The following is a 16,691-nucleotide window of genomic DNA, read 5'->3' on the forward strand; positions in this document are numbered from 1 at the left end:
AACATGAAACACGAATTCGGGGCCAGGCCAGCAGCGCTGCCGCGCTACCACGCTACTGCAGGTGCGAACGGCTACTGTACGCCTTCTTGCAGAAGGTCACAGCATGCCTCGCAGGGGTGACACGAACATGACGCCCTACCGGGCCGGATTGCGCTAGATCAACGCCGCACGCCGGCGCTGGGCCCGCGTGCGGCAGGGTGTTGCGCTCAGAACAACTCTGCGTCCAGCGCCATCAGGTTGCCTGCGCCCGAACGGGCCTGGCGGATCAGCATGGCGGTCTCCGGCAGCAGGCGCGCGAAGTAGAAACGCGCCGTGGCCAGCTTGGCGGTGTAGAAGCTGTCGCCGCTGTCCTGCTTTTCCAGTGCGATCTTGGCCATGCGGGCGAACAGATACGAGAACACCAGATGGCCCACCACGCGCAGGTAAGGCACGGCGGCAGCGCCGGCCTCGTCCTGATTGGCGAAGGACTTCATGCCGATTTCCATGGTCAGCTTGGTGACCTTGTCGCCGATGTCGGCCAGCGGAGTGATGAACTCGGACATGGACTCATCCGTGCCATGCTCTTCCACGAAGGCCTGGATCTGCGCGCCGAATTTCTTGAGCTTGGCGCCGTTGTCCATCAGGATCTTGCGGCCCAGCAGGTCCAGCGACTGGATGGTGTTGGTGCCTTCGTAGATCATGTTGATGCGGGCATCACGCACGTATTGCTCCATGCCCCACTCGGCGATGTAGCCGTGACCGCCGTAGACCTGCAGGCACTCGGAGGTGGCCGTCCAGGCATTGTCGGTCAGGAAGGCCTTCACCACCGGGGTCAGCAGGGCGACGATGTCGGCGGAGTCCTTACGCACTTGCTCGTCGGGGTGGGTCAGTTCCTTGTCCAGCTCCAGCGCGACATAGGACGTGAAGGCGCGGCCGCCTTCGGCGAAGGCCTTGGCGGTCAGCAGCATGCGGCGCACGTCGGGATGCACGATGATGGGGTCGGCCGGCTTGTCGGCGGCCTTGATGCCGGACAGGCTGCGCATCTGCAGGCGGTCCTTGGCATACACCAGTGCGTTCTGGTAGGCCACTTCGGTCAGGCCCAGGCCTTGCATGCCCACGCCCAGGCGGGCCGCGTTCATGAACACGAACATGGCCTGCAAGCCCTTGTGCGGCTGGCCGATCAGCCAGCCGGTGGCGCCGTCCAGGTTCATCTGGCAGGTGGCGTTGCCGTGGATTCCCATCTTCTCTTCGATGGCGCCGCAGAAGATCGGGTTGCGCGCGCCCAGCGAGCCGTCGGCATTGGGCAGGAACTTGGGCACCAGGAACAGCGAGATCCCCTTGGAGCCTTCCGGCGCATCCGGCAGGCGCGCCAGCACCAGATGGATGATGTTGGCGGACACGTCGTTTTCACCGGCGGAGATGAAGATCTTGTTGCCGGTGATCTTGTAGGAACCGTCCGCCTGCGGCTCGGCCTTGCTGCGCAAGAGGCCCAGGTCGGTGCCGCAATGGGCTTCGGTCAGGCACATGGTGCCGGTCCATTCACCCGAAACCAGCTTGGGCAGGTAGAGCTGCTTCTGTTCGTCCGAACCGTGCGCATGCAGGCACTCGTAGGCGCCGTGCGACAGGCCGGGGTACATGGTCCAGGCCTGGTTGGACGAGTTCAGCATCTCGTAGAAGGAGTTGTTGATCGTCAGCGGCAGGCCCTGGCCGCCGAATTCCGGGTCACAGGACAAGGCCGCCCAGCCAGCTTCCACGTATTGCTGGTAGGCCTGCTTGAAACCCTTGGGCGTGGTCACGGTCTTGCTCTCGCGGTCGTAGTGGCAACCCTCGCGGTCACCCGAATGGTTCAGCGGGAACACTACCTGCGCAGCGAACTTGCCGCCCTCTTCCAGCACCTGGTCCACCAGCTCACGGTTGGTGTCCGCATGCGGCGGCAGTTCCTTGAAGACTTCCTCGACATTGAGCAGCTCGTGCAGCACGAACTGCATGTCGCGCAAGGGGGCGTTGTATTGGGGCATGAATGTCTCCGTACGGGTTTAGGCTGCCTTCCTGGCGGCCGATTTTGAATGCTTGGCGGGCGTGCTGCTGAGGCTGTCGCTGCCCTGCGGGCGATAGCTGCCGATCAGACGGCGAAAGCTCGCCTCGGCGCGTTCGACGCTGCCGGGGATGTGCAGGAAGCGCGCATCATGATGCAGGGCCAGGATCAGGCCATACATCTCGTAGACCATCTGGCTGACATCGACTTCCGGGCGCAGGTGGCCGGCTTCGATGGCCTGCTGGATGCAGCGCTCCAGCGCATCGCGCCAGGCCTGCACCATGGCCACCAGGTGGTCGCGGATGGCGCCGGGGCGGTCGTCGTATTCGACGGCGCCGCTGATGTAGATACAGCCCAGCGCGATTTCCACCGTGACCTGCTTGATCCAGCGCGCGAACATCGCTTCCAGGCGCGGCAGGCCGCGCGGCTCCTTGATGGAAGGATAGAAGACGTCGGCTTCGAAACGGTTGTGATACAGGCGCACGACCTCGATCTGCAAGTCCTCGCGCGAGCCGAAGTGGGCGAAGACGCCGGACTTGCTCATCTTCATCTTCTCGGCCAACAGGCCAATGGTGAGGCCTTCCAGGCCGTCGCGGCTGGCCAGCTCCAACGCCACGTCGAGGATGGCGGCGCGGGTCTGCTCACCCTTGCGCAGGAACTTGGGGCGGGCGGGCGCGGTGGTCACCTTGCTTGTCTCTGTCATCGTTATCTCTTTGCTATCCGCCCCCGGGCGGGACGGGAAGGAACCGTGTCGACGGGCGCGGCTTGCGTGGCCACTGCCTCATGAACGCATGAATTATCCTTCATGCGGAATTTATTCGAACGATCGTACTATTATTCATCGCGCCACAAAAGTCAAACAAAAAATCGGGCAGCCTTGCGCGCTTGCCACGCGGGCTTTCCTGGCGACAAGCTAGCGTGGCGAGGCGGGCGGCGGCGTGGTTGCACCCAGCAGGTCGTGGGCGTCCAGCAGGGCGTAGACGATGGTGGGATTGTTTTCCAGGCACTTGCGGATGGCGGCCGGAATGGTGTCGCGGGTCTTGCGGCACAGGCCCGGTTGCTCGGCCAGATGGATCTGCAGGCCGCGCACGGTGCGCACCTCGTTGGGGCCGGGGCTGATGTGCAGGTGGATGCCGAGGTTCTTGCGCATGAGGGCGCCCACATGCAGCAGCTCCTCATAGCTAGCGATGCGGAAGATGCGTTCGATCAGGCGCTTTTCTTCCTCGCGGGTCAGCATCAGGATCCGCGCCTCGGGCGCATGCAGGCATTCCAGCAGCGCTTCGCGCTGGCAGTCGCAGGCGCCGGGCGGGCATTCCTTGCGGATGGGCCGCGCCGCCGGCATGGGCTGCATGGAGTCGGAAGAAACAACCTGAGACATCTGCACCTTCGCACCTACGTTGGAGAAAAGACAGGCCTGGGAGATCGGCCCTCATCTTACAACGAGCCCAGGCTGCGGTGGCAGTGCCTGCGCTCAGGACGAGGAACGGTCCAGCAGACGGCGGTCGCGCTTGGTGGGGCGGCCCTTGATCTCGGCCGAGGGTTCGCGGAAGAGGCGATGGCGCTCGGCCTCGGCGGCGCGGCGGGCGACGCTTTCTGCGGTTTCCTGGTAGAGGGTGGCGGCAATGGCCGCCGAGCCGCGCTTGTCGGCGATGCCGGTGACCAGCACTTCCCATTCGGTGGCGCCGTTGTCCACGTCGAGGCGATCGCCGGCCTTGACGTTGTGGGCCGGCTTGGTGCGTTCGCCATTGAGCCGGATGCGGCCGCGCTCCACGGCTTCGGTGGCCTGCGAACGCGTCTTGAAGAAGCGTGCGGCCCAGCACCATTTGTCGATGCGGGTGGTGTCCATCCTGTCCTCTTGCTGTCCTTGTGCGTAACGTCCCACGTGGGCCGGTTCAATTCAATTGCTTGCGCGTCATGGTGCGCTTGAGCGACATCTTCAGATGGCGCTGCATGGCCGCCTGCGCCTGGATGGCATCGCGCGCTTCGATGGCCTCCAGGATTTCGCGGTGCTCATGCAGGGCAGTGAACCAGCTGTCTTCAGGTTCGTAATGATCCAGCAGCTTGGCCGAGATCGGGTCCTGGCGTTCATCGTAAAGCCGGGCGACGGTCTGCACCAGCACGTCGTTGCCGGTCATCCGCGCAATGCGGATGTGGAAGTCGCGGTCGGCCACCGCAGGACTCTGGCCGGCCTGGCATTCGCGCTCCATGGTGTCGTAGATGGTGCGCAGCGCCTTGATATCCCTGGGCTTGGCCAGCGGCGCGACCAGCGCCGCGATGGCGCCTTCGAAGATGGCGCGCGCGCCCATGATGTCGCTCAGGCTGTTGCCCATCTCCTTGTCCGTTGCCGGCGCTTCCTGCAAACCCGGCGGCGGCGTTTGGGTGAGGTAGACGCCCGACCCCATACGAATCTCCACTCGCCCTTCCAGCTCCAGCGCGACCAGCGCCTCCCGTATCGACGGACGCGACACCCCGAGTTGTTCGGCCAGCGCGCGCTCAGGCGGCAAGCGGCCATGGCTGGTGAAGCCGGGCTGATACATCACGGTGCGCAGGCGGTCCGCAATCTGCAGGTACAAGCGGCGGGAATCGGTCGATTTCTGGCTGGCCATCGTTTGAGCAGGGATCTGGTGATGCCTGACAACCTGACCTTTGGGACAGGTTGCCAAGGATTTGTGGGCGATTGTCTCATAAGCACGGATCTACGATTGGCTTTACCAATTTTCAAATAATAAAAATTATTTGCTTTTGGCCTTACCAGTTAATACACTGCCGAGCAGGCCATGCCATGCCGCCAGTCAACAGGATGTCCACGCAGTCCCCATCGGGAGAGTCGAATTGAAACGTCGTCTATACACCGGGCCGGAGGTGCAGCGCGCCCAGAGCATCGAAGAACTGCGGGCCATGGCGCGCAAGCGGGTACCCAATTTCTGTTTCGAATACGTCGAGGGCGGGGCCGAGGAAGAAATCAGCCTGCGCCACAACCGCGAGGTGTTCACCCGCATCGGTTTCCTGCCGCGCACGCTGGTGGATGTCTCGGTGCGCCGACAGGCGCGCAAGCTGTTTGGGCAGGACATCGCCTCGCCCTTCCTGATCGGCCCGACCGGCTTCAGCGGCCTGCTGGCGCGCGAGGGGGATGTCGCCATGGCCAGCGCAGCGGCCTCCGCCGGTGTCCCCTTCGTCTTGACCAATGTATCGACCACCTCGCTGGAAGAGGTGGTGCGCCGCTCGGGAGCGCAGGTGTGGCAGCAGGTCTACCTGTACCGCGACCGCGCTTTCGTGGCCAGCGTGGCGCAGCGGGCGCAGGCAGCCGGCATCGGCGTGCTGGTGCTGACCACCGATAGCGCCGTCTATGGCAAGCGCGAATGGGATGTGCGCAACTTCAGCAGCCCGCGCCGCCTGGACTGGCGCAACAAGCTCGACGTGCTGCGCCATCCGCGCTGGCTCATCGACATCCTCTATCCGCATGGCTTCCCCCGCTTCGCCAACCTGGGCGACCTGCTGCCACCCGACCAGACCAGCGTGCGCGGTGCGGCCGCGTCCATCCTGGGCCAATCGCTGTCAGCGGCGCTGGACTGGGCTGATGTGCAATGGCTGCGCGGCATCTGGCCGGGCAAGCTGGTCTTGAAGGGCGTGATGCAGGTAGAGGATGCGCAACGCGCCGCGGCGCTGGGGGTGGATGGCATCGTCCTCTCCAACCACGGCGGGCGTCAGCTCGATGGCGCGCTCTCGACGATGGATGTGCTGCCCGAGGTGGTGGCCGCCGTGAAGGGACAACTGACCGTGATGCTCGACGGCGGCTTCCGGCGCGGCGCCGACATCGTCAAGGCCATTGCGCTGGGCGCTGACGCCGTCCTGCTGGGGCGTGCCACCACCTATGGCCTGGCTGCGGGTGGGCAGGCCGGCGCGGCGCGGGCGCTGGACATCTTGCGCAGCGAAGTGGATCGGGTGCTGGCCCTGCTGGCCTGCCCGGATATCGACCAGCTCGATGCAAGCTACCTGCGCCGCTTGCAGTCCTAGGCATCGCCCTATCATCCGAGCGAGGAGCAGACATGCATTACGAATTCGATTTCGCCAGCGTAGCTGCCCACTGGCCGCTATTGCTACAGGGCGCCTGGACCACGGTCCAGCTGTCCTTCCTGGCCACGCTGCTGGGTTTCGTGCTGGGTGCTGCCTGCGCGGTGGCACGGGGCAGCCGGTATGGCTGGCTGCGAGCGGCCGTGAGCGGCTATGTGGAGCTGATCCGCAATACGCCGTTGCTGATCCAGTGCTACTTCCTGATCTTCGGCCTTTCCTCGGTGGGCGTGACCATGCCCATCATGGCCGGCGCCACGCTGGCGCTGGTCATCAACATCGGCGCCTATAGCTGCGAGATCGTCCGCGCCGGCCTGGAGTCGATCCATCACGGCCAGCTTGAAGCGGCCAGCTGCCTGGGACTGTCGCCGGCGCAGGTGTTCTGGCACGTGGTCCTGCTGCCGGCGGTGGAGCGGGTCTGGCCGGCCCTGACCAGCCAGTTCGTGCTGATGATGCTGGCCTCCAGCATCCTCTCGTCGGTGGGTGCAGAGGAATTGCTGGGTGTGGCCAATCGGGTGCAGTCCGACACATTCCGCAACTTCGAGGTGTTTCTGCTGTTGTGGGCCGCCTACCTGGCGCTGGCCTGCCTGATGCGGGCCGGATTCTGGCTGCTGGGGCAACTGGTCTTCACGCGTCGGCGCAAGCTGGGTACACCGCTCTGAAGGAGCCAGGCCATGTCTGAAGAACAATTGCTTTCCTTGCTGCAGGGGGCGTGGGGCACGGTCCTGCTGTCAGGCCTGACGCTGCTGCTGGGCGGGATTGCCGGTCTGGCGCTGGCGCTGGCCCGGGTCTCTGCGCTGCCGCCCTTGCGGCGGCTGGCCGCCGCCTGGATACAGCTGATCCAGGGCACGCCCTTGCTGGTGCTCATGGGCGTGTGCTTCTATGGTCCGGCGCTGGCCGGCGTCGGCACGGTCGAGGCCTTGCCGGCAGCCGCCACGGCGATGCTGATCTATGCCAGCGCCTTCCTCGGAGAAATCTGGCGCGGCTGCATCCAGTCGGTCCACAAGAGCCAGTGGGAGGCCGCCGAATGCATAGGCCTGAGCCGCTGGCAACGCATGCGCATGATCGTGCTGCCGCAAGCCCTGCGCATGGCCACGCCGCCCACCGTGGGCTTTGCGGTGCAGGTCATCAAGAACACCTCGGTGGCGTCGCTGGTGATCGGCTTTGCCGAACTTTCCTATAACGCCAAGGTGCTCAACAACTCCACCTTCCAGCCCTTCCTGTATTTCGGCAGCGCCGCGCTGCTGTATTTCGCCATGTGTTATCCCCTGTCGCGCTGGAGCCGGGCGCTCGAAAGGAAACTCCATGCACACCGTCGTTGAACTACAAGGCGTCCACAAGCGATTCGGCAGCAACACCGTGCTGCGCGGCGTCTCCTTTCAGGTGGCGCGCGGCGAGGTGGTGGCCATCATCGGCAAGAGCGGATCGGGCAAGAGTACCGCCCTGCGCTGCATCAACCGGCTGGAGCAGATCGACGCCGGCCAGATCAGCGTCTGCGGCCATGCCCTGCACGCTGCGGGGCTGGACCTGCGCGGCTTGCGCCGTGACGTCGGCATCGTCTTCCAGGGCTACAACCTGTTCCCGCACCTGACGGTGCTGCAGAACATCACACTGGGTCCGACGGCGGTCAAGCGCATGCCAGTCGGTCAGGCGCAGACGCTGGCGCAGCAGGTGCTGGCGCGGGTGGGCCTGGCCGACAAGGCCGAGGCCTATCCCGAGCAATTGTCGGGCGGCCAGCAACAACGCGTGGCCATCGCCCGTTCGTTGGCATTGCAGCCGCAACTGATGCTGTTCGACGAGGTGACCTCGGCGCTTGATCCCGAGCTGACCGGCGAGGTGCTCAAGGTCATGGAGCAGATGGCCAGCGAAGGCATGACCATGATCCTGGTGACGCATGAGATGGCTTTTGCGCGCCGTGTCGCCGACCAGGTCATCTTCATGCATCAGGGCCAGGTGTGGGAACAGGGCGGCCCCGAGATTCTCGATGCGCCCGTCACGCCGGAACTGCGCAGCTTTGTCGGCACCGGTCTATGAGCTTTCTCTTCCCCGCTGGCGTTCTACCCTAACACTCATCAAACAAGGAGCGAGACATGCATTCCCCCTCATCCCCTGCGCGGCGTGTACCGATGGTTTTATTGGGCCTGTTGCTGCTGGGCGCCGGTGCGGCGCAGGCCGACCAGCTCGATACGATCCTGGCCGCGAAGAAGCTGCGCGTGGCCATCGACCTGGCGGTGCCACCCTACAGCATGAAGGACGACAAGCTCAGGCTGATCGGCTCCGATGTCGAGACGGCCCAGTGCATGGCCAAGGACTTTGGCCTGGAACTGGAAGTGGTCCCCACCACACTGACCAATCGCGTGCCCTATCTGCAGACCAACAAGGCCGACATCGTCATCTCGGCTTTCTCGATCACACCCGAGCGCGCCAAGGTCATCGATTTCTCCGTCCCGTATGCGCCCATCCTGGTAGTGGTGGGAGCGCCGAAGAGCATGAAGATCACCAGCCCGGCCGACCTGGCCGGCAAGAAGCTCATTGCCACGCGCGGCACCACCAACGACCAGGAACTGACCAGGATCGCGCCATCCTCGGCCACCATTACCCGTTTCGATGATGACGCCACCTCGATGACCGCCATGGTCAGCGGCCAGGCCGACATCTGGGCGACCTCGCCCATGCTGCTGAAGGTGGTCAATCAAAAGAATCCATCGCGCGACATCGAAAGCAAGCTCACGCTCAAGGCCAATCTGCTGGCGGTAGGACTGCGCAAGGGAGAGCCGCGGCTGAAGGAAAAGATCGACGGGTGGATCCGCACCAACCTGAGTAATGGAGAACTCAATACGATCTACAAGAAATACCACGAGGCGGAGTTGCCGCAGGAAATCCTCCATCCGGCCAGTTGAAGTGGTGCGGACATAACACCCCAAAACTAAAAAAATAAAGACCTAAAAACTAAGAAAAATAAAAACGCCGGCTCGCAAGCCGGCGTTTCCTCATTGCAACAAGCGGATCTACAGACTCAACGCTCCACCGCCAGCGCCACGCCCATGCCGCCACCGATACAGAGGCTGGCCAGACCCTTCTTGGCGTCACGACGCACCATCTCGTGCAGCAGGGTCACCAGCACGCGGCAGCCCGAGGCGCCGATGGGGTGACCCAATGCGATGGCACCGCCGTTGACGTTGATCTTGCTGGTGTCCCAGCCCATCTGCTTGTTCACCGCAATGGCTTGCGCGGCGAAGGCTTCGTTGATTTCCATCAGGTCCAGGTCCTGCGGGGTCCAGCCGGCCTTCTTCAGGGTCAGCTGCGACGCCGGCACCGGGCCCATGCCCATGATGCTGGGGTCCAGGCCGGCCGAGGAGTAGGCCTTGATCTTGGCCAGCACCGGCAGACCCAGCTCAGCAGCCAGCTTGGCCGAGGTCACCACCACGGCGGCGGCGCCATCGTTGATGCCCGAGGCGTTGCCGGCCGTCACCGTACCAGCCTTGTCGAAGGCCGGGCGCAGCGTGGCCAGGGATTCGGCGGTGACACCGTGCTTGACGAACTCGTCGGTGTCGAAGACCACGGTTTCCTTCTTGCCCTTGATCTCGATGGGCACGATCTCATCCTTGAACCTGCCGGCCTTCTGGGCGGCTTCTGCCTTGTTCTGCGAAGCGGCGGCGAAGGCGTCCTGCTCTTCGCGGCTGATCTCGAACTTCTTGGCGACGTTCTCGGCGGTAATGCCCATGTGGTACTGGTTGTAGACGTCCCACAGGCCGTCGACGATCATGGTGTCGGTGAGCTTGGCGTCGCCCATGCGGAAGCCGTCGCGCGAGTTGTTCAGGACGTGCGGGGAGGCGCTCATGTTTTCCTGGCCGCCGGCGATGACGATCTGGGCGTCGCCGCAACGGATGGCCTGGGCCGCCAGTTGCACGGCCTTCAGGCCGCTGCCGCAGACCTTGCCGACCACGAAGGCCGGGACCATGTCGGGCAGGCCGGACTTGATGACCGACTGGCGCGCCGGGTTCTGGCCCAGGCCTGCCGTCAACACCTGGCCGAGGATGACTTCGCTGATCGCTTCGGGCTTGATGCCGGTCTTGGCCAGCAAGGCCTTGATGACTTGCGCACCCAGATCGGCTGCCGCAATCTTCGACAAGGCTCCGCCGAATTTGCCGATCGCCGTTCTCTGTGCTGCGACAATGACCACATCATCCATAACTCGCTCCTTTTATTAGAAATTGACGGGAAGCCGCTGGGCTCCCCGCCGGAAACCGGAGCGGTCATCTTATTCCATTTCAGCGGGGAATGCGATACGGTGAATTTTCGGTAAATCAAACGGACGCCAAATATATCTCAAGCATCTTTTCCCAGCGTGATGATGTGAATTACCGTCCGATAAAGGAGGAAGGCAGCACCATAGGCTGCGCGCTTGTACCAGGGCACGTGCATGAAGTCGGCCAGGTGCACCACGCGGCCCTGGGTGGCGCCCGCTTCGATCTCCTGGCGCAGGAAGCCGGCGAAGGCCGGGTCCTGGACCACCACGTTGGCTTCCTGATTAACAAACAGGGACAGTCCATCGTAGTTGCTCGACCCGACCGTGGCCCACTTGTCATCGACCACGGCCACCTTGGCATGCAGTTCGGTGCGGGTATATTCGATGATGCGCACGCCCGCGCGCAAGAGCTTGGGATAGAAGGAATGGGCCACGGCATCCTGCATCATGAACTGGCCCACGCCCAGCAGCAGGGTGACCTTGACGCCGCGCATGGCGGCCTCTTCCAGCGCCCGGCGCATCTTGCGACCGGGGGCGAAATAGGGATTGGCGAGGAAGGCGCTCTCGCGGGCGCGGCCCAGCGCCTGCAGGTAGGCGCGCTGGATGGTGCGGCGGTTGCGGAAGTTGTCGCGCACCACCAGGGCGGCCTGGGTCTGGTCATGCACGGGGCCGCTATGGCCGTGGCGCAGGCGCTTGAAGTTGCGCCACCGCGCTTTGAGCTTCATGTGGCCCACGCGCAACCATTGTGCCTGCACTTCACGGTAGATATCCTGCACCAGCGGCCCCAGGATGCTCACCGCGAAATCCCAGCGCGGGGCCGGCAGCGGCGTCATGTGGTCGCGATCAGAGACCATGTCGTCATTGATGTTGAGCCCGCCCACAAACGCCACCTGGCGATCCACCACGCACAGCTTGCGATGGCTGCGCGCCACGCCGCGCCGGAACCAGGGATTGAACGAACGATGTTGCACGCCCGCCGCGCTCAGGGCGAGATGCAATTTGTTAGTATTTTCCCTGCCGGTTCCCAGCCAGTCATTGATGACATAGACCACGACACCCCGTCCTGCGGCCCGTTGCAGGGCATCGCAGACCAGCACGCCGGTGTCGTCCAGCGAGAAAATATAAGTTTCGAGATAGATCTCGACGCGCGCCGCATCGATGGCGCTGATCAGGGCGGGATAGAAGCCCGCGCCGCTCTGCAGCAGCGCGATCTGGTTGCCGTCGGTAAAGGTGAGGTGACGCAAAATCAGGCCAGCTGCAGTTCGGTGACGATGGGGGCGTGGTCGGACAGACGCGCCCACGGTCCGTCCTTCAAGACCTCCGCGGTTTCCACGCGGAAACCGCGCACGTAGATGCGGTCCAGCCGCAGCCACGGCATCATGGCCGGGAAGGTGCGCGCCGGGCGGATCGGGGCCGACAAGCCACCGAGTCGCCGCAGGCCCTGCATCACGCCGCGCGCCTTGGGTTGCGGCTGGTCGAACACTTCGGTCACGCCCAGGTTCTGGTAGAGCGTGCGGCTCAACTGGTTGGTCCAGTCGTTGAAGTCACCGGCGATCAACAAGGGCGCATCAGGGGGCGAAGAGGTGCTGACGGCCTGGATCAGCGCATCGATCTGGCGGCGGCGGCCACCCGCGAACAAGCCCAGGTGGATCACGTAGCAATGCACCTCCACGCCCTCCACCGGCACCACGCAGTGCAGGATGCCGCGTGACTCGTAGGCGTGGTCCGAGACATCCTGATTGCGGATGGAAGCGATTTCAAAGCGCGAGATCAGCGCATTGCCGTGGTGCCCGTGATCATAGACGGCGTTCATGCCGTAGGCGGCATGATGGGTGTCGCCGGCCAGGTATTCGTGCTGGCCTTGCTGTGGCCAGTTGGAGGCGTGGCGCAGGGCGTTGAGATCGTGGCGGCCCTGCACTTCCTGCAGGAACAGGATGTCCGGGTCCAGTTGCGCCAGCGCCTGCTTCAACGCCAGGATGCGCGGGCGGCCGGCGAACGAGGTCACGCCCTTGTGGATGTTGTATGTGGCAACACGCAGCTTCATCGATGCAACCTTTCTCTTGTTCTTGTCCGGCGCTGGTCTCGCGCAAGGCGCTGGCTACATGGCGAGGTAGCGCGGCAACTGCAGGATCGCCTCGGCATTGGAGGGCGAGAAACAGCGGTCGGCCGCTTCGCGATAGGGCAGCCAGACATGGCGGGTATGTTCGCGCGGGGCCAGCGTGACCGGAATGTCGCGCGGCACCAGGAGGCCAAAGACGTGCTCGGTGTTCCTCGTCACGCCCGGTGCATAGCGGTGCCGCCAGACCGGATAGATGTCATAGATGTTGGAAAGTTGCCAATCACGCAGATGCGTCAGCGGGACGCGGTTTGCCTCACCATGGGCAGAGTCTACGCCGACGTCGGCCACCACGATGCCGGTTTCTTCCTCGACTTCGCGTCGGGCGGTCTCCGACAAGGGCTCATCCAGGCTGTCCTTGGAGCCCGTCACCGACTGCCAGAAACCGGGCTGGTCGGCGCGCTCGATCAAGAGCACATGCTGGTCGGCGCTGTGGATCACCACCAGCACCGATTCGGGAATCTTGTAGGGCTTGGCTTGCGTCATGGCCTGTCCGTGATGCGGGAAAGCCGTCATTGTATCGGGATGGGGAGGTTTCAGAGCAGCGAGGTTTCGCTCTCCGCCACCAGCCAGTTGCGGAAGGCGCGTGCGGCGGCGTGTTCGATGCGCTCGCGCGGCCATACGGCATAGTAGCCGCCGCCCAGGCTGGCGCTGGCCTGGCAGGCGCGTACCAGCAGGCCGTGCTCCATGCAGGCATCGATCATGTGACGCCAGGCCAATACGATGCCCTGCCCTTCCATGGCCAGCTGCAGCAGCACCGGATATTGATTGGACAGGATCTGGTGTTCGATGCGCACGTTCGGCATGCCATTGTGCGCCATCCAGTTCTGCCAGGACATCCATTGACGCTGGCCATCTTCGAGCGTCAGCAAGGTCTCGTGGCACAGGTCTTCTGGCTCCAGCATGCGTCCACCAAGGTAGGCCGGCGAGCAGACCGGGAAGACCTCCTCGTCATACAGCCGGCGCACGGCCAGGCCTGCTGGCGGTCCGTCGCGCAGGAAGTAGATGCCCATGTCGAAGTCGGTTTCCGAGAGCTGGGCCAGGCTGTCGTTGACGACCAGGCGCAAATGACAATCCGGATGCCGGGCGCGAAAGCGCGCCAGACGGGGCGTGAGCCAGAGCACGGCCACGCCCTGCGAACAAGCCACCGTGAGTTCCTGGTGGCCCTTGCGCTTCATGATGTCTTCGGTGGCTTCGGCGCAATCGACCAGCAGGCGCTGCACCAAAGCGGCATAGCGCTGCCCGCTGACGGTCAGGCGCAGCGCACGCGGCTCGCGCAGGAACAGCTTCTTGCCGAGGAAGCGCTCCAGCTGGGCGATCTGGCGGCTGATGGCGCTTTGCGTGAGGTGCAGCTCGGCGGCGGCGCGGGTAAAGCTGCCATGGCGCATGGCGGCCTCGAAGGCGATCAGCGAGGGCAAAGGGGGAAGTGGCGATATACGCATGGTCGGCGCTCCGGCTCGAAAGGTCTCCAGTCGAGATGGTAGAGCGAAAAGCATGCCCGCCGCAGCTTTCCTGTTGCTGGCGGAAAGCCGCGACGAAAACAGACGCTGCGCCGGGAATCAGCGGCTGCGGTGGATGTGGCCTGCCTGCATGACCAGGCAGAGGTGCTCGCCCTGGCCGGTGAGGAGCGTGATGTCCTGCAGCGGGTTGCCGTCGACCACGATCAGGTCGGCCAGCGCGCCGGTGCGCACGGTGCCCAGCTCGCCTTCGCGCTGCAGGATGGCCGCAGCAATCGAAGTCGCCGAACGGATGGTTTCCAGATTGCCCAGGATCTCGGCGCGGATGATGAACTCCTGTGACTGGTCCTGATGCATCTCACCTAGCAGGTCGGAACCGAAGCCCATCTGCACGCCGTGCTCGGCATAGATGCGCAGCGAGTCGCGGCCAGCCTGGCGCACCGATTCGATCTTGGCCACCGAATCTGGCGGCAGCCCCAGGCGGGCGCCATCGCGCGCCAGCGAATCGTAGGTCACCAGCGTAGGCACCACGAAGGCGCCGTGTTCGTGCATGACGCGAGCGGCCTGGGCATCGACCAGGTTGCCGTGCTCGATGGTGCGCACGCCGCAACGCACGGCGCGGGCAATGGCGCGGCCGGTGTAGGCATGCGCCATCACATAGGTCTGCGCGGCTTCTGCCTCGGCCACGATGGCGCGGATTTCATCTTCGCTGTATTGGGTATTGCCGATGGGATCGGTGGGCGAAGCGACACCTCCCGAGGCCATGATCTTGATCTGGGTCGCACCCTTCTGCAGTTCTTCGCGGGCAGCCAGGCGCACCGCATCCACGCCATCGGCCACGCGCGCAATGGCGCCGGCACGGAAGGCGCAGGAACAGGGTTCCAGCACATCGGAGCGCGGGCGGAAGTCGCCATGGCCGCCGGTCTGCGACAGCGCCTTGCCCGAGGGGAAGATACGCGGCCCCGGCACCAGGCCGATGGCGATGGCCTGCGCCAAGCCCCAGTCCGCACCGCCTGCATCGCGCACGGTGGTGAAACCGCGATTCAACATGGCTTCGACGATGGGCAAGGCGCGGATCGAGGTCAGCGAGCCGGGTTGCAAGGCATTCAGCCCCAGGTTGGCCAGCGAAGCCAGCACGTGCACGTGGCAATCGATGAGGCCGGGCATGACGGTCTTGCCGGTCACGTCGATCACGCGTGCGCCGCTGACCTCCAGCGGGGTGGCGGAGACATCGATGATGCGGTCTTTGTCGATCAGGACATCGTGGCGCGGGAACAGGCTGCCCAGAGCCGGGTCGAGGACGTTACCGCCCTTCAGGAGAATCTTGGTCATGGCGAAATTCAATGTTGTTGCAGGTACTGCGGCTCACGCACGAAGCGGGTGCCGACGAAGCTGATGGCGGCGGCGATCATCACGTAGAAGGCCGGGGCCATGTTATTGCCGGTGGCTGCAATGAGCCAGGTGATGAAGAAGGACGCAAAGCCACCGAAGATGGTCACGGCCAGGTTGTAGGCCACCGACAGGCCGGTGGAAAGCACCTTGGCCGGGAACAGTTCGGAGAAGGCCGCCAGGATGGGGCCGGTATAGGCCGCAATCAGGGTGCCGAAGACCAGCTGGAAGATCAGCAGCGTGGACAGGCTGGGGGCGCTATTGATGTAGGCGAACATCGGATAGGCCAGCACCAGGATCAAGGCCGCCGAACCGGAGAGCAGCGGACGGCGGCCGATGCGGTCGGCCAGACTGCCGACGATGGGGGCCAGCACCATGATGCAGAGTCCACCGACCATACCGGCGATGAAGCCGGTGGTCTGCGGCAGCTTCAGGACCTTCACCGAATAGGTCGGCATGTAGAACAGCAACACGTAGGTACAGACCGTCCACAGGATCACCATGGAGAAGCTGGCCGAGGTCTCGCGCGGGAAGTTGCGGATCACTTCCTTCAAGGGCGAATCGGTCTTGTCCTTTTCTTCGAGGAAGGTCGGGGTTTCTTCGAGATGGTTACGGATGTAATAGCCGACCGGGCCAATGATGATGCCCAGCAGGAAGGGCAGACGCCAGCCCCAGCTGGCCAGCGCTGCGGCGTCCAGGCTGGCGGTGACGAAGGTGCCGACGGCCGCCCCCAGCAGCACAGCCACGCCGATGCTGGCCTGGATCCAGCTGGAGTAATAGGCGCGCTCGCGCTCGGGGGCGTATTCGGTGAGGAAGGCGGTGGCGCTGCCCATCTCGCCACCGGCCGAGAAGCCTTGCAGCAGACGCGCCACGACGATGATCAGCGGGGCGAACAGGCCGATGCTGTCATAGGTCGGGGCCAGGCCGATCATCGTGGTGCCCACGGCCATGAGCAGGATGGTGACCGACAGCGCGGCCTTGCGGCCCACGCGGTCGGCGTAGATGCCCAGCAGGATGCCGCCCACCGGACGCATGAAGAAGCCGACGCCGAAGGTGGCCACGGCCAGCAGCAACGAAGTCAGGTCATTGCCGGTCGGGAAGAACAGCTTGGCGATGATCACCGCGAAGAAACTGTAGACGGTGAAGTCGAACCATTCGAGACCATTGCCGATGACAGTGGCGACGATGGCGCGTCGGCGCTGCTGATTGCTGACCGACACAATCCCGTCGGCTGGTAATGTACTTGCCTGCATGCTCTCCCCTCATATTGGACGTTGGATATTCGGCCGATGATAGGGTGAGCGGGAGGCGGGCGGAAATGATATCTGTGCATGCTGCCATGACCGTATCGCATGCGTGTGCAAACAATATGCAGGCGGCATTCAGGCCGTCCGCACC

General features: G+C 64.2%; 17 protein-coding genes. 5 read left to right on the forward strand and 12 right to left on the reverse strand.

Going from position 1 to position 16,691, the window contains the following annotated elements; all coding sequences use genetic code 11:
- Window positions 1-206: 206 nt before the first annotated feature.
- The 5 genes from BGK68_RS04230 to BGK68_RS04250 all read right to left on the reverse strand — a co-directional run bounded on the left by BGK68_RS04230 (window position 207) and on the right by BGK68_RS04250 (window position 4,620).
- On the reverse strand, window positions 207-1,997 hold the full coding sequence (locus tag BGK68_RS04230) for an acyl-CoA dehydrogenase C-terminal domain-containing protein (protein ID WP_075256064.1): 1,791 nt from the start codon (window positions 1,995-1,997) through the stop codon (window positions 207-209).
- An 18-nt stretch (window positions 1,998-2,015) separates the two neighbouring features.
- A complete protein-coding gene (locus BGK68_RS04235) occupies window positions 2,016-2,717 on the reverse strand; it encodes a TetR/AcrR family transcriptional regulator (protein ID WP_075256065.1) in 702 nt (233 codons plus the stop codon).
- Between the two features lie 210 nt (window positions 2,718-2,927).
- Complete coding sequence (locus tag BGK68_RS04240; protein ID WP_075256066.1) at window positions 2,928-3,392, reverse strand: hypothetical protein; 465 nt, start codon at window positions 3,390-3,392, stop codon at window positions 2,928-2,930.
- Between the two features lie 93 nt (window positions 3,393-3,485).
- The gene (locus tag BGK68_RS04245) at window positions 3,486-3,860 is read right to left on the reverse strand and encodes an RNA-binding S4 domain-containing protein (RefSeq protein ID WP_075256067.1); all 375 of its coding nucleotides are present in this window, start codon (window positions 3,858-3,860) and stop codon (window positions 3,486-3,488) included.
- Window positions 3,861-3,906: 46 nt separating this feature from the next.
- The gene (locus BGK68_RS04250) at window positions 3,907-4,620 is read right to left on the reverse strand and encodes a FadR/GntR family transcriptional regulator (protein WP_075256068.1); all 714 of its coding nucleotides are present in this window, start codon (window positions 4,618-4,620) and stop codon (window positions 3,907-3,909) included.
- Window positions 4,621-4,846: 226 nt separating this feature from the next.
- Here BGK68_RS04250 and BGK68_RS04255 point away from each other — a divergent pair, with 226 nt between their 5' ends.
- From BGK68_RS04255 to BGK68_RS04275, 5 genes are read left to right on the forward strand one after another with little or no spacing between them, the layout of a single operon-like run.
- Complete coding sequence (locus BGK68_RS04255; RefSeq protein WP_075256069.1) at window positions 4,847-6,028, forward strand: alpha-hydroxy acid oxidase; 1,182 nt, start codon at window positions 4,847-4,849, stop codon at window positions 6,026-6,028.
- Between the two features lie 32 nt (window positions 6,029-6,060).
- A complete protein-coding gene (locus BGK68_RS04260; protein ID WP_075256070.1) occupies window positions 6,061-6,744 on the forward strand; it encodes an amino acid ABC transporter permease in 684 nt (227 codons plus the stop codon).
- Window positions 6,745-6,756: 12 nt separating this feature from the next.
- The gene (locus tag BGK68_RS04265; protein ID WP_075256071.1) at window positions 6,757-7,404 is read left to right on the forward strand and encodes an amino acid ABC transporter permease; all 648 of its coding nucleotides are present in this window, start codon (window positions 6,757-6,759) and stop codon (window positions 7,402-7,404) included.
- Window positions 7,388-8,116, forward strand: coding sequence for an amino acid ABC transporter ATP-binding protein (locus tag BGK68_RS04270; RefSeq protein WP_075256072.1), 729 nt, complete (start codon window positions 7,388-7,390; stop codon window positions 8,114-8,116). Before BGK68_RS04265 ends, BGK68_RS04270 begins: the two co-directional genes overlap by 17 nt.
- Before the next feature lie 56 nt (window positions 8,117-8,172).
- Complete coding sequence (locus BGK68_RS04275; RefSeq protein ID WP_075256073.1) at window positions 8,173-8,982, forward strand: transporter substrate-binding domain-containing protein; 810 nt, start codon at window positions 8,173-8,175, stop codon at window positions 8,980-8,982.
- 116 nt (window positions 8,983-9,098) lie between these two features.
- Here the strand turns inward: BGK68_RS04275 and BGK68_RS04280 are convergent, their stop codons facing one another.
- The 7 genes from BGK68_RS04280 to BGK68_RS04310 all read right to left on the reverse strand — a co-directional run bounded on the left by BGK68_RS04280 (window position 9,099) and on the right by BGK68_RS04310 (window position 16,546).
- Window positions 9,099-10,274, reverse strand: a complete 1,176-nt coding sequence (locus tag BGK68_RS04280) for an acetyl-CoA C-acetyltransferase (protein WP_075256074.1) — start codon at window positions 10,272-10,274, stop codon at window positions 9,099-9,101.
- Between the two features lie 137 nt (window positions 10,275-10,411).
- Window positions 10,412-11,575, reverse strand: coding sequence for a phospholipase D-like domain-containing protein (locus BGK68_RS04285; protein WP_075256075.1), 1,164 nt, complete (start codon window positions 11,573-11,575; stop codon window positions 10,412-10,414).
- 2 nt (window positions 11,576-11,577) lie between these two features.
- The gene (locus tag BGK68_RS04290) at window positions 11,578-12,375 is read right to left on the reverse strand and encodes an endonuclease/exonuclease/phosphatase family protein (RefSeq protein WP_075256076.1); all 798 of its coding nucleotides are present in this window, start codon (window positions 12,373-12,375) and stop codon (window positions 11,578-11,580) included.
- Window positions 12,376-12,429: 54 nt separating this feature from the next.
- Window positions 12,430-12,933: a dihydroneopterin triphosphate diphosphatase gene (nudB, locus tag BGK68_RS04295; protein WP_075259672.1), complete on the reverse strand. Its 504-nt coding sequence runs from the start codon at window positions 12,931-12,933 to the stop codon at window positions 12,430-12,432.
- 50 nt (window positions 12,934-12,983) lie between these two features.
- On the reverse strand, window positions 12,984-13,889 hold the full coding sequence (locus BGK68_RS04300; RefSeq protein ID WP_075256077.1) for a LysR substrate-binding domain-containing protein: 906 nt from the start codon (window positions 13,887-13,889) through the stop codon (window positions 12,984-12,986).
- A gap of 117 nt (window positions 13,890-14,006) precedes the next feature.
- Entirely contained in the window at window positions 14,007-15,236 is a 1,230-nt protein-coding gene (locus BGK68_RS04305; protein WP_075256078.1) for a metal-dependent hydrolase family protein, read from the reverse strand.
- 8 nt (window positions 15,237-15,244) lie between these two features.
- Window positions 15,245-16,546, reverse strand: a complete 1,302-nt coding sequence (locus tag BGK68_RS04310; RefSeq protein ID WP_075256079.1) for an MFS transporter — start codon at window positions 16,544-16,546, stop codon at window positions 15,245-15,247.
- Window positions 16,547-16,691 lie beyond the last annotated feature (145 nt).

The organism is Herbaspirillum camelliae, assembly GCF_001929405.1.
Taxonomy (GTDB): Bacteria; Pseudomonadota; Gammaproteobacteria; order Burkholderiales; family Burkholderiaceae_D; genus Herbaspirillum; species Herbaspirillum seropedicae.

Excerpts from the sequence above, each read along its gene's own strand:
- BGK68_RS04230 (WP_075256064.1), bottom strand. The coding sequence starts at position 1,997 with ATGCCCCAATACAACGCCCCCTTGCGCGACATGCAGTTCGTGCTGCAC.
- BGK68_RS04235 (WP_075256065.1), bottom strand. The coding sequence starts at position 2,717 with ATGACAGAGACAAGCAAGGTGACCACCGCGCCCGCCCGCCCCAAGTTC.
- BGK68_RS04240 (WP_075256066.1), bottom strand. The coding sequence starts at position 3,392 with ATGTCTCAGGTTGTTTCTTCCGACTCCATGCAGCCCATGCCGGCGGCG.
- BGK68_RS04245 (WP_075256067.1), bottom strand. The coding sequence starts at position 3,860 with ATGGACACCACCCGCATCGACAAATGGTGCTGGGCCGCACGCTTCTTC.
- BGK68_RS04250 (WP_075256068.1), bottom strand. The coding sequence starts at position 4,620 with ATGGCCAGCCAGAAATCGACCGATTCCCGCCGCTTGTACCTGCAGATT.
- BGK68_RS04260 (WP_075256070.1), top strand. The coding sequence starts at position 6,061 with ATGCATTACGAATTCGATTTCGCCAGCGTAGCTGCCCACTGGCCGCTA.
- BGK68_RS04265 (WP_075256071.1), top strand. The coding sequence starts at position 6,757 with ATGTCTGAAGAACAATTGCTTTCCTTGCTGCAGGGGGCGTGGGGCACG.
- BGK68_RS04270 (WP_075256072.1), top strand. The coding sequence starts at position 7,388 with ATGCACACCGTCGTTGAACTACAAGGCGTCCACAAGCGATTCGGCAGC.
- BGK68_RS04275 (WP_075256073.1), top strand. The coding sequence starts at position 8,173 with ATGCATTCCCCCTCATCCCCTGCGCGGCGTGTACCGATGGTTTTATTG.
- BGK68_RS04280 (WP_075256074.1), bottom strand. The coding sequence starts at position 10,274 with ATGGATGATGTGGTCATTGTCGCAGCACAGAGAACGGCGATCGGCAAA.
- BGK68_RS04290 (WP_075256076.1), bottom strand. The coding sequence starts at position 12,375 with ATGAAGCTGCGTGTTGCCACATACAACATCCACAAGGGCGTGACCTCG.
- nudB (WP_075259672.1), bottom strand. The coding sequence starts at position 12,933 with ATGACGCAAGCCAAGCCCTACAAGATTCCCGAATCGGTGCTGGTGGTG.
- BGK68_RS04300 (WP_075256077.1), bottom strand. The coding sequence starts at position 13,889 with ATGCGTATATCGCCACTTCCCCCTTTGCCCTCGCTGATCGCCTTCGAG.
- BGK68_RS04305 (WP_075256078.1), bottom strand. The coding sequence starts at position 15,236 with ATGACCAAGATTCTCCTGAAGGGCGGTAACGTCCTCGACCCGGCTCTG.
- BGK68_RS04310 (WP_075256079.1), bottom strand. The coding sequence starts at position 16,546 with ATGCAGGCAAGTACATTACCAGCCGACGGGATTGTGTCGGTCAGCAAT.